This is a genomic window from Prochlorococcus marinus str. MIT 0918 (genome assembly GCF_027359415.1).
GTDB classification, from domain to species: Bacteria; Cyanobacteriota; Cyanobacteriia; order PCC-6307; family Cyanobiaceae; genus Prochlorococcus_E; species Prochlorococcus_E marinus_C.
Genome location: NZ_CP114780.1, coordinates 1,546,856 through 1,562,080, shown reverse-complemented (window position 1 = coordinate 1,562,080; position 15,225 = coordinate 1,546,856). Strand labels below are relative to the sequence as shown.

The window sequence follows — 15,225 nt, the reverse complement described above, 5'->3', positions numbered from 1 at the left end:
TCAGTTTGACCAATTAGAGCATGTCTTCTATTAACTATTCAAAGCCAAGAGCAATTGCTATTGGATTAGGAGCCAATATTAAAAGCCCTATAGGCCCTCCAATTCTAACTTTAATTAAAGCAAGGCCGTTAATAGAACAAGCATTAACCCAATGGATTAAAAGTCTTAATCAAGTCACGAAAAATAACCTTTCCAAATCATCAAGCCTCAACTTTAAATGGTCACCTTTATACAAAACTCATCCAATAGGAGGGCCTTCGAAGCAACCAGCATTTATTAATGCTGCCCTAATGATTTGTGGAAAAGATCTATCAAAAATATCTCCTTCGGAACTTGCAGCCAAAAATCTTTTAAAAAGATTAGCTGAAATAGAAAAGATTTTTGGCAGAGACAGGAAAGCTTTAGAAATTCATTGGGGGCCTAGATCTCTAGATCTGGATCTTTTAGCATGGGGTGATTTACAAATAAACACGCCAGAACTAATACTTCCCCATCCCAGGTTAATAGAAAGAGATTTTGTTCTCATACCATTATCTGAAGCTCTTAATAAGGGAGAGAACAAACCACAAAGAATTCCACCTCAAAAAGGTTGGTCAGAATAAAGTTCAATTATCAGCAACAAAAATGTAATGTAAGAAAAATAAATTAATTCAATTATTTAAATTACATGAGTCCATTATCCGCCCCCGAACCTTCCAAAATTCTTGAAAATGTTCAATCATTAAATGCAAAAAAAATTCGATTTGAAATAAACCAATTTGAGCTCCCTATAGGCATAAAAAGTACTTTCGGGTTAATACGTCACCCCGGGGCAGCTTTAGCAGTGCCAATTACAGAGGAGGGGAAAGTCATTATTCTTAGGCAATATAGATTTGCCGTTGCAAGAAGAATACTTGAATTCCCAGCAGGCACTCTTGAGGAAGGAGAAGACCCTTTAAAAACAATTAAAAGAGAGCTCCAAGAAGAATCTGGCTATAAAGCTTCTCAATGGGATTATTTAGGCTTAATGCTTCCTTGCCCTGGTTATTCCGATGAAGTCATTCATCTTTTTCTAGCTCGAGAACTAACACCTTTAAGTAAAAAGCCAAAAGGAGATGACGATGAAGATATTGAAGTATTAGAAATGTCTAGCAATGAATTGGAGAAAAGTATACATAGCAATGATGAAGCTTTAGATGGTAAAAGCATTACCGCTTGGCATAGAGCATGTAATTTTTTAGACCTATAGAAGGTTGATTTATTGAAACTAAATGAGAGAGGCCTTCTGAATTGATTGCTTAATTGCATTCACTACATAATCTTGTTGCTCAATACTTAACTCAGGAAATATTGGCAAGCTAAGAACTTCACTGCAGAGAATCTCTGTATTAGGAAGAGAATTAATTTTATTTCCTAATTTTTGATATACGGGTTGAAGGTGAATGGGTATAGGATAATAGATAATTGTATTAACACCATACTCAGACAAGGTTTGTTTCAACCAATCCCTTGAAGAGCTATTAGGTAAATTAATATTATTAATTATAGGTTGTTTATTTACATCTTGATTTATTATTGCCTTATCTAAAATAGAACTTTGAACTCTAACGACAAATTGATTCCATGAATTAATATGCGTATGATTTTGAGAGAATTCAGGAAGAATTATACCTGGTATATCTTTTAATAGTTGATGATATCTTTTAGCTATTTCTGTTCTTTTTATTACCCATTTAAACAGGTGCTCCAATTTGACATTTAAAACAGCTGCTTGTATTGCATCCAAACGACTGTTGTAACCAAGTTGAGTATGAAAATATCTTCTAGGCATGCCATGAACAGCAAGCTGTCTTATTGCTGTTGCTAAATTTTCATCATTTGTAGTTACAGCGCCACCATCTCCTGCGGCTCCAAGATTCTTAGTAGGAAAAAAACTAAAGCAACCAATATCTCCAATACTTCCAACAGGCTTCCCACCCCATTCAGAACCAGCAGCCTGAGCACAATCTTCAATTACTTTAATCTCATTCCTCTTAGCAAACGACATGATCTGATCCATATCAACAGGTCTGCCAAAAAGATGCACAGGCAAAACCGCTTTTGTTGATTGAGTTACTGCTTGTTGAAGTAAATTCAGATCCACCAAATAATTAGCTGGATCAGTATCTACAAAAACTGGTTTAGCCCCTACATTACTGATAGCTTCAGCTGTCGCAAAAAAACTAAAAGATGGAGTTATCACCTCATCCCCTGGACCAATATTCAATGCTCTTAAAGCAAGTATCAAAGCATCTGTTCCACTGTTACACCCAATAACATGCTTAACACCAGTTTTTTCTGCAAAAGAACTTTCAAATTTTTTGACTTCTTCTCCTCCTATGTAATTACCACTACTTAAAACATTCAAAACAGACGACTTTATATCCTCTCCGATTTCGGATAACTGTTGATCAAGACTAAATGGAGGTACCTGCATATTTGGCACCTTAATGCCTCAAGTAGTTACTCTTCCAGCTTTGAGGCATCTTAATTTAAAAATCAACCAAACCAAGGAGGCTCAGAACCCGGTATCCATTTAATATTACAGCCAATAGAAGGTTTTTGATTCTTTTCAACCTCTTTAAAATTCAAAACAGAATCCAAAGCTTCCCTAAGATCATTTCCTGTTACTGGAATACCATTACCAGGAGAACTTTCATCCAATTGACCTCTATAAACCAACTGCTGTATACCATCCTCAGGTGAAGGTGAAAACAGAAAAAAATCAGGCGTACATGCTGCCTTTAAAGATTTTACAAAAGACTGGCTTAAATCAAGCAAATAAGGGAACCGCCAATTATTCTCTAAGATCTGTTTTTTTAAATAATCAGGTCCATCTTCAGGGTGAGTTAGCAAGCAATTGCTTGCAACCCCCACAAATTCAACTATGTCCTTAAAATCAATCTCCAATTGACTTATTTGACTTTCAATATGCTTTACGAATGGACAATGAGCACAAAGTATCATTATTAAAATGGGTTTTCTAGAAAGCATCTTGTTATTAATTCTTTTTAAAGAACTTGAAAACCCATGAAAGCTCTGACCTGACCCTCTTAATAATGGCAAGTCAAAAGAGGGCAAATATGTGCCTAGTGGCAACATCGTGGATGAAACAAGAACCATGCTTTAACTATTTAGAAAGAAGATATAAACAAAATAGTTTCTTATTGATATGGATGAATGCACCCTTAGTAGGAGAGAATCATTAAAACCCTCTAAATATTTCTAGAAAAGATGCTTCTCGATCTAAGTGGCAAAAAAATCCTTGTAACAGGAATAGCTAACAATCGTTCAATTGCTTGGGGAATTGCTCAACAACTTCATGCAGCCGGGGCAGAATTAGGAATAACATATTTGCCAGATGAAAAAGGTAGATTTGAAGGTAAAGTGCGTGAATTAACTGCTCCTTTAAATCCAAGTCTATTTTTACCATTAAATGTTCAAAATAATTCTCAAATTGAAGAGGTCTTTAATGAAATAAAAAACAAATGGAACCAGCTTGATGGACTAGTACATTGTCTAGCTTTTGCAGGGAAAGAAGAATTAATTGGCGACTATAGTGATACATCTTCTGAAGGGTTTGCACGAGCACTTGATATCAGCGCATATTCTTTGGCCCCTTTATGCAAATACGCGAAACCTCTTTTCAGCGAAAAGGCTGGTGTAGTTACGCTGACATATTTAGGAGCAGAAAGAGCAATACCTAATTACAACGTTATGGGAGTAGCGAAAGCTGCTCTTGAGGCATCTGTTCGTTACCTTTCTGCTGAATTAGGGGCTGACAAACAAGTACGTGTAAATGCAATCAGTGCAGGTCCCATAAGAACCTTGGCCAGTTCTGCAATTGGAGGGATACTAGACATGATCCACAATGTGGAGGAAAAAGCTCCTTTGCGCAGAACAGTTACCCAAATAGAAGTAGGGAATACTGCAGCATTCTTATTAAGCGATCTAGCTAGTGGGATATCTGGACAAACTATTTACGTAGATGCTGGTTATTCCATTAACGGAATGTAATTTAAGTGTCACCATGGCTTTAATTGAACTAATGATATGACTTCCAACAGACAAGCTGAAGTCCAGCGAAAGACTAACGAGACGAATGTCAAAGTTCGCGTCGTATTAGATGGCACAGGACAATGCAATGTATCTTCTGGGATTGCATTCTTAGATCATATGCTTCATCAACTTTGTAGTCATGGACTGCTTGATTTAGAGATTAGAGCGACCGGTGATACTCATATTGATGACCATCACTCCAATGAGGATGTAGGCATTGCTCTAGGGCAAGCATTATCGAAAGCTCTTGGAAATAGAAAAGGAATTTATCGCTTTGGTCATTTTATTGCGCCTTTAGATGAGGCATTAGTACAAGTTACGCTCGATTGTTCTGGCCGCCCTCATGTAAGTTATGGACTTAATATTCCTAATCAAAAAATTGGTAGCTATGACACAGAATTAGTAAAAGAGTTCTTTATTGCTTTAGCAAATAATAGTGGTTTAACATTACATATTAATCAATTAAACGGACAAAATTCACACCATATTGTTGAAGCATGCTTTAAAGCTTTCGCGAAAGCACTTCGGATGGCAATCGAATTAGATGCTAGAAGAGCAGAATCAATTCCTAGTAGCAAAGGAGTCCTTGAACAAGCTGGGTAAAACCTAATTTTAAAACCTAAACGAATACCAACTCGCGTTTTGCTACCAATTACGCGAAGATCATAAAAGACATATATCAATTTTTTGTGGCAAAACTTGCAACAAATACTGATTTACCAAGTGGGCTTGAGACTTTTAAGCAACAAGATTGGTCCAGTGCTTACTGCAATGTAGAAAAAGAATGCAGCAATATCCAATTAGATCTAATTAAAGGAGAAATACCCAAAAAGCTCAGCGGCATTTTTTATAAAAACGGTCCAGGAGTTTTAGAGAGGAATGGGCAATGGGTTCATCACCCATTCGATGGAGATGGAATGATTGCCTCAATAAATTTCCAAAATGGAAAAGCTAAATTTACTAATCGTTTTATCAGAACAAAAGAATGGATAGAAGAAGAAAAAGCTGGGGAGTTTCTCTACAGAGGTGTGTTTGGCACTAAAAAACCAGGTGGTGCAATTTCTAATGCCTTTGACTTGCGATTAAAAAACATAGCAAACACTAATGTAATTAAGCTTGGCAATGAACTTTTAGCGCTTTGGGAAGCAGCAAGTCCTTATTCTCTTGATCCTGAAACTCTCGAGACTCATGGGATAAGCAACATTAATGGGGCTCTCAAAGCTAACGAACCATTTAGTGCTCACCCTCGTTTTGACCCAGGACACCACAAAGAGCCAAGAATGGTTTCCTTTAGTGTCAAAACAGGACCCAAAAGCACTATTCGCTTAATGGAATTCTCAATACAAGGTCAAAATGCAGGTTCTCTTTTAAGCGACAGGAAAGATACTTTTAAGGGTTTTGCGTTTTTACATGACTTCGCAATTACTCCAAATTGGGCAATTTTTCTTCAAAATGCTATTGATTTCAATCCTTTACCATTCATACTTGGCCAAAAAGGTGCTGCACAATGTTTGAAATCCAAACCTAATGGACAAGGAAAATTTTTGTTGATACCTCGAGATTGTGGGAAATTTGCTAATAAACCTCCTCAAATCTTTGATGCTCCTAATGGCTTTGTTTTTCATCACTTAAATGCATATGAAAAAAAACAAGAAGTTGTTATTGATAGCATTTTCTATAAAGACTTTCCTTCAATTGGGCCTGAAGAAGATTTTCGCGAAATCAACTTTAATGAGCTCCCCGAAGGAATTTTAAAAAGATGTCGAATAAATCTTTTAACAAACAAAATTGAATGTGAAATATTAAGCAAACAATGCTGTGAATTTGCAATGGTTAATCCAAACAAACAAGGGTTACCTGCCAAATATAGCTGGATGGCCACTGCCGCAAAAAAATCCGGGAACGGTCCTCTCCAGCAAGTTAAAAAATTAAATCTAATTAATAATGAAACACATTATTGGAACGCTGGTTCTAAAGGATTTTTAAATGAACCTATTATGGTCCCAAATAATCCTGCAATAGAAGAAGATGATGGATGGATTCTAAGTTTAATTTGGAACGGGGAATCGAAAACTTCAGAATTAATTATCTTGCAAGCAAGTGATTTATCTCACCAAGCAACATTAAAACTACCAATAAAAATTCCTTATGGATTACATGGAAGTTGGGTTAATTTAAATCAAACTAAATCCATAGAATTAACATAAACTTATAAATCTAAAAGCCGTTTTAAATAAGGTGTTAATGCTTTAAATGCACGGCCACGATGGCCTAAAGCCTCCTTCTGATTAAGTTCCATCTCTGCATAAGTTAAACCTGTCCCATCAACCTCAAAAACAGGGTCATATCCAAACCCATTTGTCCCTCTTGGTAGATTTGTAATCACCCCATCACAACGCCCTTCTACTTCAACTAAAATTTCATTATTAGGAGAAGCAATACAAAGTGCAGAAGAAAAATATGCACTCCTATTATCGCAAAGTTCTAATTCTTTCAATAATCTCTTAATTCTTTCAGAATCATTTTTTGCATACCTAGAAGAATAAATACCAGGTGCCCCATTTAGAAACAAAACACTTAATCCTGAATCATCAGCAAGAGAAATTTCTCCTGTAGCAGAAGCTGCAGCTAAAGCTTTTATACGTGCATTTTCCATAAAAGACACACCGGTCTCTTGAACCTTCAAGTCAGGAGGCTGACCAAGAATAACCAAAGGGAAATTAGATAAAAAGTTTTTAAATTCATTAATTTTGCCATCATTAGCACTAGCAATTACAAGTTTGGAGAAGTCTCTATAGGTCCTTAAATTCATATTCTCTGAGCGAAATTAATAGCCCAATTAAGATTTTTCTCCACCTCTTGTTTTGTTGGTGCTTCACAATAAATTCTTAATAAAGGCTCGGTCCCAGAGAAGCGAAACATTAACCAATGCCTTTCAGCAATTCTTAACTTATATCCATCCAACAAAATGACTTCCTTGACAGTGCTATCCCCTATTAAAAAATCTTTTTTAGTAGCTAGTGCTGATTCTATCTTTTGTCTTGACTGATCATCAGAAAGACGAATATCAACACGATCGTAAGCACTTTCCCCAAAACGTTTTTGTAGAGAACTCAAACGCTCGCCTAAAGGTTCTCCTCCATTAACAATAGCTTCTAACAAAAGTAGACCAGCATATAAAGCATCTCTTTCTGGTATGTGATCTCCGAAACCAATTCCTCCAGATTCTTCTCCTCCAATCAAAACTTTTCTTTGAAGCATTTCTGCCGCAACATATTTAAACCCGACCGGCTTCTCAATCACCTCTCTACCCCAATCTTCTGCAACCAAACTCATGCAATCAGAACCACTAACTGTTTTTATTACGCAACCAGGAATTTTCCTGACACCTGCTAAATGTTCAATTAGAAGAGGTATTAATAATTGAGAACTGCAAAATCTACCTTCTTCATCTATAGCAGCTAGACGATCACCATCACCATCAAAGGCCAAACCAATTGCTAGTTGTCCAGCACTAGAAAATGATCTCACAGTATTAATTAATTCATCCAAGTTTTTAGCCAAAGGCTCAGGTGAAGTTCCTCCAAAAAGTGGGTCTCGTTTCATTCTGATCTCATGAACCAAATCACTTGAAGAATCACCTAAAAGTTCCTTCATACAACCTGCCGCAGTTCCATGCATAGAATCGACTACAACCTTCAAACCAATATCAGTTAACCCCTTAATTAAAGAAGGGATATCAATTTTTCTTTTTAATCCAATAAGATGTTCTCGACGACAAGAAAATAGTTTGGTCTCTCCTTCTTTGGGTATTGTCACCCCTCCTGCAACCAACCTATCTTCTACAGCTTTTGTAAAATCTTCTTCAACTGAACCACCAAGAGGACCTTTAATTTTTAAGCCTAACCATTCAGGCGGATTGTGACTAGCAGTAATTACCAATGCTCCTAAAGCATTGTTCTCAACAACAGCCCAACTGCAAGAAGGAGTTGTAACACTTGTATCAGCCAACAAAGGCTCCAAATCACACCCTCTAACGGCAGAAGCAATAGCTTCTGCGAATTCAAAAGCTAAAAACCTTCTGTCATAGCCAATTATAATTTTATTAGTTAAGCCTTCATTGGCTCTATAAACCATTTCCTGAGAAGCAGCTACTGCAACTAATAAAAGCCTTTCTAGAGTGATATCAACACCTAAGATACCTCTCCACCCATCAGTTCCAAACTTGATTGGATCGGCCTCTAATTTGATAAAGCTCTTAGACATGAAAATCAACTAAATAAACAAGCGAAAAGAAACCAAATTAATCTCAATATATGCTTAATCCCATTCTAGAAAGAAACTTAATAACTGATCGTTTGTTTTTCAGCTGGATACGCTGCAAAAGGAAAGCTTGGCTAGATCTATATGAGCAAAATCATCACAAAGTCTGGACAGCTCACCGAGCTCTCCAACTTGACCATCAATACAAGAGTATCCAACAATTTCTAAATACAACCCCTGGGAAAGGGGTAAAGGCATGCCAACGAGGAGACATAGGTGTTATTGGATTACGTCTTAGGAGGGTAGGTCCTACAGATATATATCTTGAAGGACATCCAACAATGCTCTATAGAATTGAAGGTAGTAGCTGCTGGGGAAATTACTCTTATATTCCAATCATTGTTCGTCAAGGTCACAGACTTACAAGAGAAAATCGTCTTGCGATTGCATTGTGGGCCTATTTGCTTGAGGAATTTCAGCAAGGACAAGTTAACCACGGTATTGCAGTCTCTAAGAAAAGAAAGAATCTAGAGATACAAGACATATTAATTTCAAAAAATCTTCGTAGTGAGTTATTTGAATCTTTGATCAAAGCAAAAAAAGATTTAACTCAAATCGCAATTCCTCCTTTAACTAATGAGAGAAAAAAATGCACACTTTGTTCCTGGAGAGAATTATGTAATAAAACAGCATCTAAAGAAGGTGACCTAAGTGAAGTCAGTGGAATTGGAGCAAAAAGAAAAAATATTCTTCAAGAGATAGGCATTCAAAGTGTAAATGATCTTGCATCAACAGATCCCTATTTCCTAACGCGTAAATTAAACAAGTATGGAGATCAGCATGAATCTATCGCACACCAACTGATTCTTCAAGCAAAGTCTCAAATAGATTTAAATCCTACAAGAATTACATTAAACCCTCTATTAAATGAAATTAGAAATACTAAAGGAGTTTTAATTTATGACATTGAATCAGATCCAGATAATCAACATGATTTTCTCCATGGATTCGTTAGTGCTAAAATAAGAAATAACCAAAGTTGGGATTTAGAAGAGACTAAATATCATGCAATACTAAATCTCTACAAAGATAAAGAACATTTAACATGGGGAAAAATCAATCAGAAGATCAATTATTTCTATAATTGGCCAATACTTCATTATGGTGAAACTGAATCACTGGCTATATATCAAATGGCAAAAAGACAAGGTGCAAACATTAGTGAATTAAAGAATCTTAAAACTAGGCTAATAGATATTCATGCCTGCTTGAAAAATAGTTGGTTATTACCTATTAGTAATTACAGTTTAAAAACAGTTGCAAAGTGGCTAGGTTTCAAGTGGAGATTGGAAGGGGCTGATGGAGCCAAAGCATTGCTTTGGTGGAGGCAATGGGAAAGCTCTAACTACAATAGGAAATCCTCTTCAAATCTATGCAAAAAAATTTTAGATTATAACCAAGACGACTGTCTTGCAACTTGGGAAATAGCAAAGTGGTTATTAACTAATTCCAATTAATTAATATAACTAGAACCTATTGGATTCATAACCTCAATAGATCCAATTTCATTAGTTAAATCAAGTTTCTCCCTATATAAATAATTTCTTTTTATCAAAGCAAGTCCAACATATAAAGAATCATATCTTATTACATTTGTAACAAGTCCTGCGTTTTGATTTGAACTATTTTGATCAGAAATTATTAATTTATCGCCAGAGTGAAACTCATGTAAAGACTTAAACAATCTCAACTCACACTTTACTTTTCCAATGTTTTTAAGTTTAGACAATGTTTCTTGACCTAAATAACAACCCTTATCAAGACTAACAAGATCAGACAATCCTATTTCAAAAGGATTATGAGTACCATTCATATAGTTTAGTCCAATAGGAAAACCTTGATAAATGATCCATAGATTCACTGAATAACTATCAGCAGATTTAAGATTATTAAAGTATTGAGGTAATTTCTGATCATTAAAAATCCATTCTGTCTTAGAAGCTTTCCATGACTCTTTATTACTCATATGTTGAATTCTACGAATATTATCTTCACATATAATTTCAACTTGATCGGAAGGGAAAATTACATGATTGAAGCCATTAATTAAATCTTTCTCATTACCTCCTAAAACAACAAAACATAAACAATCATTGATCAGCTGAATCTCAAGCAATGATTTAACTCTTCCAGTTGGTGAAAGCCAACATGACCTAACAAAAGTTCCTTCTTCTATACTTAATAAATCAGCAGTAGTTTGTCCTTGAAGAAACTTTCTACTATCTTTCCCCTCTATTTTGTATAGAGGCAAAGATAAATCCCAGAACTTATCTTGGAACAAAGTCACTACGAAAGTTCTTTATACTTTTTTGACACTTCATCTAAGCAAAAAAGACTCTTCAACTCCAATCCTCCTTTTTTAATTTCCATTTCACCACCTTCTTGGCGATTCACAATACAAACAATACTTTTGACGATATAACCAGCTTCTAGTAATTGATTAACTGCTTTCAAAGAAGAAGCTCCGGTTGTAACAACATCCTCCAAAACAGTTATCAATGTTCCTTTAGGAGGTAAAGGGCCCTCAAGCCAAGCAGCTGTACCATACCCCTTGGGCTCCTTCCTCACAATCAAAGCATCAAGGGACCTACCCTCCATTACGGCTGCCATTGCTACTGCACTAACCAAAGGGTCACCACCTAAAGTCACTCCAGCAACTGCGATTGCATCAGGATCAATTCTTTCAAGCATCATATTGCTTAACAATAAAAGGCCTTCGCCACTCAAACTTACAGGCTTGCAATTTACATAATGATTACTCTTCTTACCAGAAGCAAGAGTAAATTCTCCTTGTCGATAGGCATTAGTTGCAATTAGATTTAGTAACCTGTCACGTGATTTTTTATTCGATTTTAAAAGCAAATTCATTTGGGAAATTACATCTTTGAAGGATTGACTTGTCTAATCCTCTTAGCTTTTAATTATTATTCCTTGAAAGGCCTTAAATTCACCAAAGACCTTTTTAAAAATTTATTTCCCCTGGGGGTGTAGCAATCTGGTGAATGCAGCGAACTCATAATTCGCCTTAGGCGAGTTCGATCCTCGCCACCCCCATTGCAACTTAATTAATGCAGTTTCTCCTCCTTGGCATAATCATTGCCTTAACAGCTTTTTTTGCTGCAGGAGAATTAGCTATTCTTCGCATCAGGCCTAGTCGAGTAGCCAAGCTGATAAAGGAGAAAGAAGCTAGAGCTAGTTCTGTTCAAAGATTACAAAGAAGGCTTAGGAAAGTGTTAATAGTGGCGCAGTTAGGAATAACTGTTGCCCTGGTAAGTCTTGGATGGTTATTAAATAATCTAAGTAATATTTGGTGGTCATTGGAAAACCAAAATGCACTTATATGGAATCTCAGCCTTTTTTTAATTGTAGTAGTACTAACAACAATAATTGCTGGATTAGTGCCTAAAGCAATTGTTCTAAATCGACCTGAATCAGCAGCTCTATATCTAGCTCCACTACTTGAAGGAATAATTCAAGCCATTTCACCTTTGCTTTTTTTATTAGAAAAGATTGCTTCTTCTTTGCTGAAGGTAGTTGGACTAAATAATAAATGGGACTCACTTGCATCAGCGTTATCCGCAGGTGAACTAGAAACTCTTATAGAATCAGGAGGGGTAACCGGACTAAGACCTGATGAAAAAAATATTTTAGAAGGGGTATTTGCTCTTCGGGACACACAAGTCAGAGAGATTATGGTTCCTCGTTCAGGGATGGTGACTCTTCCAGATACAGTAAAATTCTCTGACTTAATGAAAGAAGTCCATTTAAGTAGGCATGCTCGTTTTTTAGTTACAGGGAAATCTCTTGATGATGTTCTGGGAGTTTTAGATCTCCGTCAATTAGCAGACCCAATAGCAAAAGGGGCTATGCAACTCGACACACCATTGAATAACTATATAAATCCTGTCCCTAAGGTTCTTGAGACTTGCACCTTAGATAAAGTCCTTCCATTAATAAAAAGTGGGAGCCCATTTTTATTAGTTGTAGATGAACATGGTGGTACAGAAGGTCTAATTACATCTGCAGATTTAACTGGTGAAATTGTTGGAGACGAGATAGATCAAGGAAAAAAAGATCCTTTTCTCAAACAAATTGATTCAAATCCAAATAAATGGCTTTCAGCAGGGAACTTAGAACTTATTGAAATAAACCGTCAATTGCACCTTCAAATTCCTGAATCAAATAATTACCATACAATTGCAGGCTTTCTTCTTGAAAAATTTCAAGAAGTACCCGCCAAGAGGGATTTTCTTATTGATAATGAAATATATTTTGAAATCACTTCAATGAAAGGTCCTAAGATTGAGACAGTAAAGATAATCTTGCCTGAAAAAGCTTCAAAAGAAGAAACATAAAGGATATTCTCATTTAATGAATATGAAGTTTTTGCAATGAACCCCATCATGATTCCTGTAAAGGTTGGGGTGATTGGTATAGGAAACATGGGTTGGCACCATGCAAGGGTTTTAAGTCTTCTTAAAGACGCTGAGCTTGTTGGTGTAGCAGACTTGGATCCTGAGAGAGGGAACTTAGCAAAAGAACAATTTAATTGCTCATGGTTCGAAAACTATGAGGATCTAATAGAAGAAGTCGAGGCAGTCTGCATTGCCGTACCCACTTTGTTGCATCACAAAGTGGGTCTAAATTGTTTAAAAGCAGGCAAGCATGTCCTTATAGAAAAACCTATAGCAGCTAATCAACAAGAAGCTTCAGAACTCATAGACGCCTCAAATAATGCTAATTGTTTGCTTCAAGTAGGTCATATTGAAAGATTTAATCCTGCATTTAAAGAACTAACAAAAGTTGTTACTGATGAAGAAGTAGTTGTTCTAGAAGCAAGGCGACATAGCCCTCATGCTGACAGAGCCAATGACGTATCAGTGGTGTATGACCTTATGATTCATGATCTGGATTTAGTTCTTGAATTAGCAAATGCGCCAGTTGTAAGGCTCGCAGCGGTTGGAGGATGCAGTAGTAAGGGACCAATGGATTATGTAAATGCAACACTTGGTTTCGAAAATGGAGTAATTGCTAGTCTGACTTCTAGCAAAATGAGTCACAGAAAAATAAGAAGTTTAAGTGCACATTGTAAAAAAAGCTTAGTAGAAACTGATTTCTTAAATCACACACTGCATATTCACCGTAGAGCTCATGAATGGTATTCAGCAGATCATGGAGAACTGCTTTATCGTACAGATGGTTTTGTTGAAGAAGTCAGTACAACCTCTATAGAGCCCCTTTATGCAGAACTCGAACATTTCCTCCAATGTGTTAGGGGTCTTGAAAAACCTGCTGTAGATGGGCTACAAGCATCAAGAGCATTAATTTTGGCTGACTTAATTGAAAAAGCTGTAGATAAACCTGGTGAAGGATTATCACTAGATCAACCAATATAAAACTAGCTTTAACTCAAATTACAGAGAAAAGCAAAAATAACACCTAAAAAGTAGAGGGACAGACTAAATCAATCCCAAAAAACTTAAATTTGATTAAGGATCCCTGATTTAACGGAATCCAACTGCTGCTTGCCAAACAAATACAAGCAAAAAGAACAGAAGTGGTATTAAAGGAAGCACATCAACCGTTGGGGCATAAATTTGATAGGCCTCAGGCAACTGAGCAAGTAGATCGAAGGTAAGCGATACCATCCCTAAATAATCAATGGACTTTTGCAAATGACATTACCACGTGTGACGCGCAATAGAGTCTTTCTGCCACGGAGCGAAATCCTCTGAAAAACAACCATCTTCTATTGCTGTGGCAATAGCTCTCACAAAACGAATCAAATGACTAATGTTATGCAAGCTTAATAAAGTAAGTCCAAGCAATTCATTAGAACGAATTAAATGATGGAGATATGCTCGGGTGTAATTAGTACAAGTTTCACAAGTACAGGTTTTATCAAGAGGATCAAAATCGTTCCTAAAGCAAGAATTACGTAAATTCCATCGTTCATCTCTAACCAATGCAGCTCCATGCCTACCCAATCGAGTAGGGAGAACACAATCAAAAAGATCAATTCCATTAGCAACTGCTATTGACATTTCTCGAATTGAACCTATTCCCATTAAATACCTAGGAACTCTTTCTGGTAAAAACGGGGCCAAATGCCGAACAATTTTATGAATCTCCTCAGTTGGCTCACCCACACTAACTCCTCCAATTGCAAGACCTGGCAAATTAAAACTCGAAACAGTTTTTAGGCTTTGCTCCCGCAAATCATGAAAACAGCCCCCTTGCACAATCCCAAATAAAGCTTGATCCTTTCTTGTATGAGCTTGAACAGCCCTTTCAAGCCAATTATGAGTTCTTCTGCAAGCAATCTCCACATCATCTCTGCTAGCTGAATATGGAGGGCATTGATCAAAAGCCATAATGACATCAGCCCCTAAATTCATTTGAATTGCGATAGCTTTTTCAGGAGTTAATTCAATTCGCTTACCATCGCGGTGATTCCTAAAAGAAACTCCTTGATCATTTATTTCATTTAGCTTCCCTAAACTAAAGACTTGAAATCCTCCTGAATCGGTAAGAATTGGATGCTCCCAATTCATAAATTTATGAAGCCCCCCTGAATCTTTTACTATTTTTTCTCCTGGATTTATATGCAAGTGATAAGTGTTGGCCAAAATCATTTGAGCACATGTTTCTTTCAACTGATTAGAGGTAATACCTTTTACTGTTCCCATTGTTCCTACTGGCATGAACTGGGGAGTACGAACAATGCCATGAGGAGTTGAAAAACTGCCAACTCTTGCAAAAGTATTCGGACAATTTACGTGAATCTTGAAATCAAACATATTTTCTTTTATAAAGAACCAATAA

General features: G+C 36.4%; 16 protein-coding genes and 1 tRNA gene. 9 read left to right on the top strand and 8 right to left on the bottom strand.

Going from position 1 to position 15,225, the window contains the following annotated elements; all coding sequences use genetic code 11:
- Positions 1-20: 20 nt before the first annotated feature.
- Complete coding sequence (folK, locus tag O5636_RS08450) at positions 21-602, top strand: 2-amino-4-hydroxy-6-hydroxymethyldihydropteridine diphosphokinase (protein WP_269622358.1); 582 nt, start codon at positions 21-23, stop codon at positions 600-602.
- Positions 603-667: 65 nt separating this feature from the next.
- Positions 668-1,228, top strand: a complete 561-nt coding sequence (locus O5636_RS08445; protein ID WP_269622357.1) for an NUDIX hydrolase — start codon at positions 668-670, stop codon at positions 1,226-1,228.
- A gap of 18 nt (positions 1,229-1,246) precedes the next feature.
- Here the strand turns inward: O5636_RS08445 and O5636_RS08440 are convergent, their stop codons facing one another.
- A complete protein-coding gene (locus tag O5636_RS08440) occupies positions 1,247-2,455 on the bottom strand; it encodes a DegT/DnrJ/EryC1/StrS family aminotransferase (protein ID WP_269622356.1) in 1,209 nt (402 codons plus the stop codon).
- 62 nt (positions 2,456-2,517) lie between these two features.
- On the bottom strand, positions 2,518-3,141 hold the full coding sequence (locus O5636_RS08435; protein ID WP_269622355.1) for a thioredoxin family protein: 624 nt from the start codon (positions 3,139-3,141) through the stop codon (positions 2,518-2,520).
- A 111-nt stretch (positions 3,142-3,252) separates the two neighbouring features.
- Between O5636_RS08435 and fabI the strand changes: the two genes are divergently transcribed.
- The 3 genes from fabI (at position 3,253) to O5636_RS08420 (ending at position 6,284) form a co-directional block, all read left to right on the top strand.
- Positions 3,253-4,035, top strand: a complete 783-nt coding sequence (fabI, locus tag O5636_RS08430) for an enoyl-ACP reductase FabI (RefSeq protein ID WP_269622354.1) — start codon at positions 3,253-3,255, stop codon at positions 4,033-4,035.
- Positions 4,036-4,071: 36 nt separating this feature from the next.
- A complete protein-coding gene (gene hisB, locus O5636_RS08425) occupies positions 4,072-4,680 on the top strand; it encodes an imidazoleglycerol-phosphate dehydratase HisB (RefSeq protein ID WP_269622353.1) in 609 nt (202 codons plus the stop codon).
- Positions 4,681-4,766: 86 nt separating this feature from the next.
- Entirely contained in the window at positions 4,767-6,284 is a 1,518-nt protein-coding gene (locus O5636_RS08420; protein ID WP_269622352.1) for a carotenoid oxygenase family protein, read from the top strand.
- A 2-nt stretch (positions 6,285-6,286) separates the two neighbouring features.
- Here the strand turns inward: O5636_RS08420 and rdgB are convergent, their stop codons facing one another.
- Both rdgB and O5636_RS08410 read right to left on the bottom strand, forming a co-directional pair.
- Positions 6,287-6,889, bottom strand: coding sequence for an RdgB/HAM1 family non-canonical purine NTP pyrophosphatase (rdgB, locus tag O5636_RS08415; protein ID WP_269622351.1), 603 nt, complete (start codon positions 6,887-6,889; stop codon positions 6,287-6,289).
- Positions 6,886-8,343 (bottom strand): phosphoglucomutase/phosphomannomutase family protein, encoded by a 1,458-nt coding sequence (locus O5636_RS08410; RefSeq protein ID WP_269622350.1) that lies wholly within the window; start codon positions 8,341-8,343, stop codon positions 6,886-6,888. Before O5636_RS08410 ends, rdgB begins: the two co-directional genes overlap by 4 nt.
- Positions 8,344-8,393: 50 nt before the next feature.
- Between O5636_RS08410 and O5636_RS08405 the strand changes: the two genes are divergently transcribed.
- Positions 8,394-9,857 (top strand): TM0106 family RecB-like putative nuclease, encoded by a 1,464-nt coding sequence (locus tag O5636_RS08405; RefSeq protein WP_269622349.1) that lies wholly within the window; start codon positions 8,394-8,396, stop codon positions 9,855-9,857.
- On the opposite strand, the gene O5636_RS08400 is transcribed toward O5636_RS08405, so the two are convergent.
- Positions 9,854-10,687: a folate-binding protein YgfZ gene (locus tag O5636_RS08400; RefSeq protein WP_269622348.1), complete on the bottom strand. Its 834-nt coding sequence runs from the start codon at positions 10,685-10,687 to the stop codon at positions 9,854-9,856. The two genes, O5636_RS08405 and O5636_RS08400, sit on opposite strands and share 4 nt — an antisense overlap.
- Positions 10,687-11,268 (bottom strand): orotate phosphoribosyltransferase, encoded by a 582-nt coding sequence (gene pyrE / locus O5636_RS08395; protein ID WP_269622347.1) that lies wholly within the window; start codon positions 11,266-11,268, stop codon positions 10,687-10,689. Before pyrE ends, O5636_RS08400 begins: the two co-directional genes overlap by 1 nt.
- Before the next feature lie 113 nt (positions 11,269-11,381).
- Between pyrE and O5636_RS08390 the strand changes: the two genes are divergently transcribed.
- From O5636_RS08390 to O5636_RS08380, 3 genes are all read left to right on the top strand, one after another.
- Positions 11,382-11,454: transfer RNA gene (locus O5636_RS08390), tRNA-Ile, on the top strand.
- 14 nt (positions 11,455-11,468) lie between these two features.
- Positions 11,469-12,755: a hemolysin family protein gene (locus O5636_RS08385; RefSeq protein ID WP_269622346.1), complete on the top strand. Its 1,287-nt coding sequence runs from the start codon at positions 11,469-11,471 to the stop codon at positions 12,753-12,755.
- A gap of 36 nt (positions 12,756-12,791) precedes the next feature.
- Positions 12,792-13,796 carry a Gfo/Idh/MocA family protein gene (locus tag O5636_RS08380; RefSeq protein WP_269622345.1) on the top strand — a complete coding sequence of 335 codons (1,005 nt, stop codon included), beginning with the start codon at positions 12,792-12,794 and terminating at the stop codon, positions 13,794-13,796.
- Between the two features lie 108 nt (positions 13,797-13,904).
- On the opposite strand, the gene O5636_RS08375 is transcribed toward O5636_RS08380, so the two are convergent.
- Together O5636_RS08375 and tgt are read right to left on the bottom strand one after the other, a co-directional pair.
- Positions 13,905-14,048, bottom strand: a complete 144-nt coding sequence (locus tag O5636_RS08375) for a photosystem II reaction center protein K (protein ID WP_269622344.1) — start codon at positions 14,046-14,048, stop codon at positions 13,905-13,907.
- 33 nt (positions 14,049-14,081) lie between these two features.
- Positions 14,082-15,200 (bottom strand): tRNA guanosine(34) transglycosylase Tgt, encoded by a 1,119-nt coding sequence (gene tgt, locus O5636_RS08370; RefSeq protein WP_269622343.1) that lies wholly within the window; start codon positions 15,198-15,200, stop codon positions 14,082-14,084.
- Positions 15,201-15,225: the final 25 nt, after the last annotated feature.

Coding starts and splice junctions, on each gene's coding strand:
- folK (WP_269622358.1), top strand. CDS start 21: ATGTCTTCTATTAACTATTCAAAGCCAAGAGCAATTGCTATTGGATTA.
- O5636_RS08445 (WP_269622357.1), top strand. CDS start 668: ATGAGTCCATTATCCGCCCCCGAACCTTCCAAAATTCTTGAAAATGTT.
- O5636_RS08440 (WP_269622356.1), bottom strand. CDS start 2,455: ATGCAGGTACCTCCATTTAGTCTTGATCAACAGTTATCCGAAATCGGA.
- O5636_RS08435 (WP_269622355.1), bottom strand. CDS start 3,141: ATGGTTCTTGTTTCATCCACGATGTTGCCACTAGGCACATATTTGCCC.
- fabI (WP_269622354.1), top strand. CDS start 3,253: ATGCTTCTCGATCTAAGTGGCAAAAAAATCCTTGTAACAGGAATAGCT.
- hisB (WP_269622353.1), top strand. CDS start 4,072: ATGACTTCCAACAGACAAGCTGAAGTCCAGCGAAAGACTAACGAGACG.
- rdgB (WP_269622351.1), bottom strand. CDS start 6,889: ATGAATTTAAGGACCTATAGAGACTTCTCCAAACTTGTAATTGCTAGT.
- O5636_RS08410 (WP_269622350.1), bottom strand. CDS start 8,343: ATGTCTAAGAGCTTTATCAAATTAGAGGCCGATCCAATCAAGTTTGGA.
- O5636_RS08405 (WP_269622349.1), top strand. CDS start 8,394: ATGCTTAATCCCATTCTAGAAAGAAACTTAATAACTGATCGTTTGTTT.
- pyrE (WP_269622347.1), bottom strand. CDS start 11,268: ATGAATTTGCTTTTAAAATCGAATAAAAAATCACGTGACAGGTTACTA.
- O5636_RS08385 (WP_269622346.1), top strand. CDS start 11,469: ATGCAGTTTCTCCTCCTTGGCATAATCATTGCCTTAACAGCTTTTTTT.
- O5636_RS08380 (WP_269622345.1), top strand. CDS start 12,792: ATGAACCCCATCATGATTCCTGTAAAGGTTGGGGTGATTGGTATAGGA.
- O5636_RS08375 (WP_269622344.1), bottom strand. CDS start 14,048: ATGGTATCGCTTACCTTCGATCTACTTGCTCAGTTGCCTGAGGCCTAT.
- tgt (WP_269622343.1), bottom strand. CDS start 15,200: ATGTTTGATTTCAAGATTCACGTAAATTGTCCGAATACTTTTGCAAGA.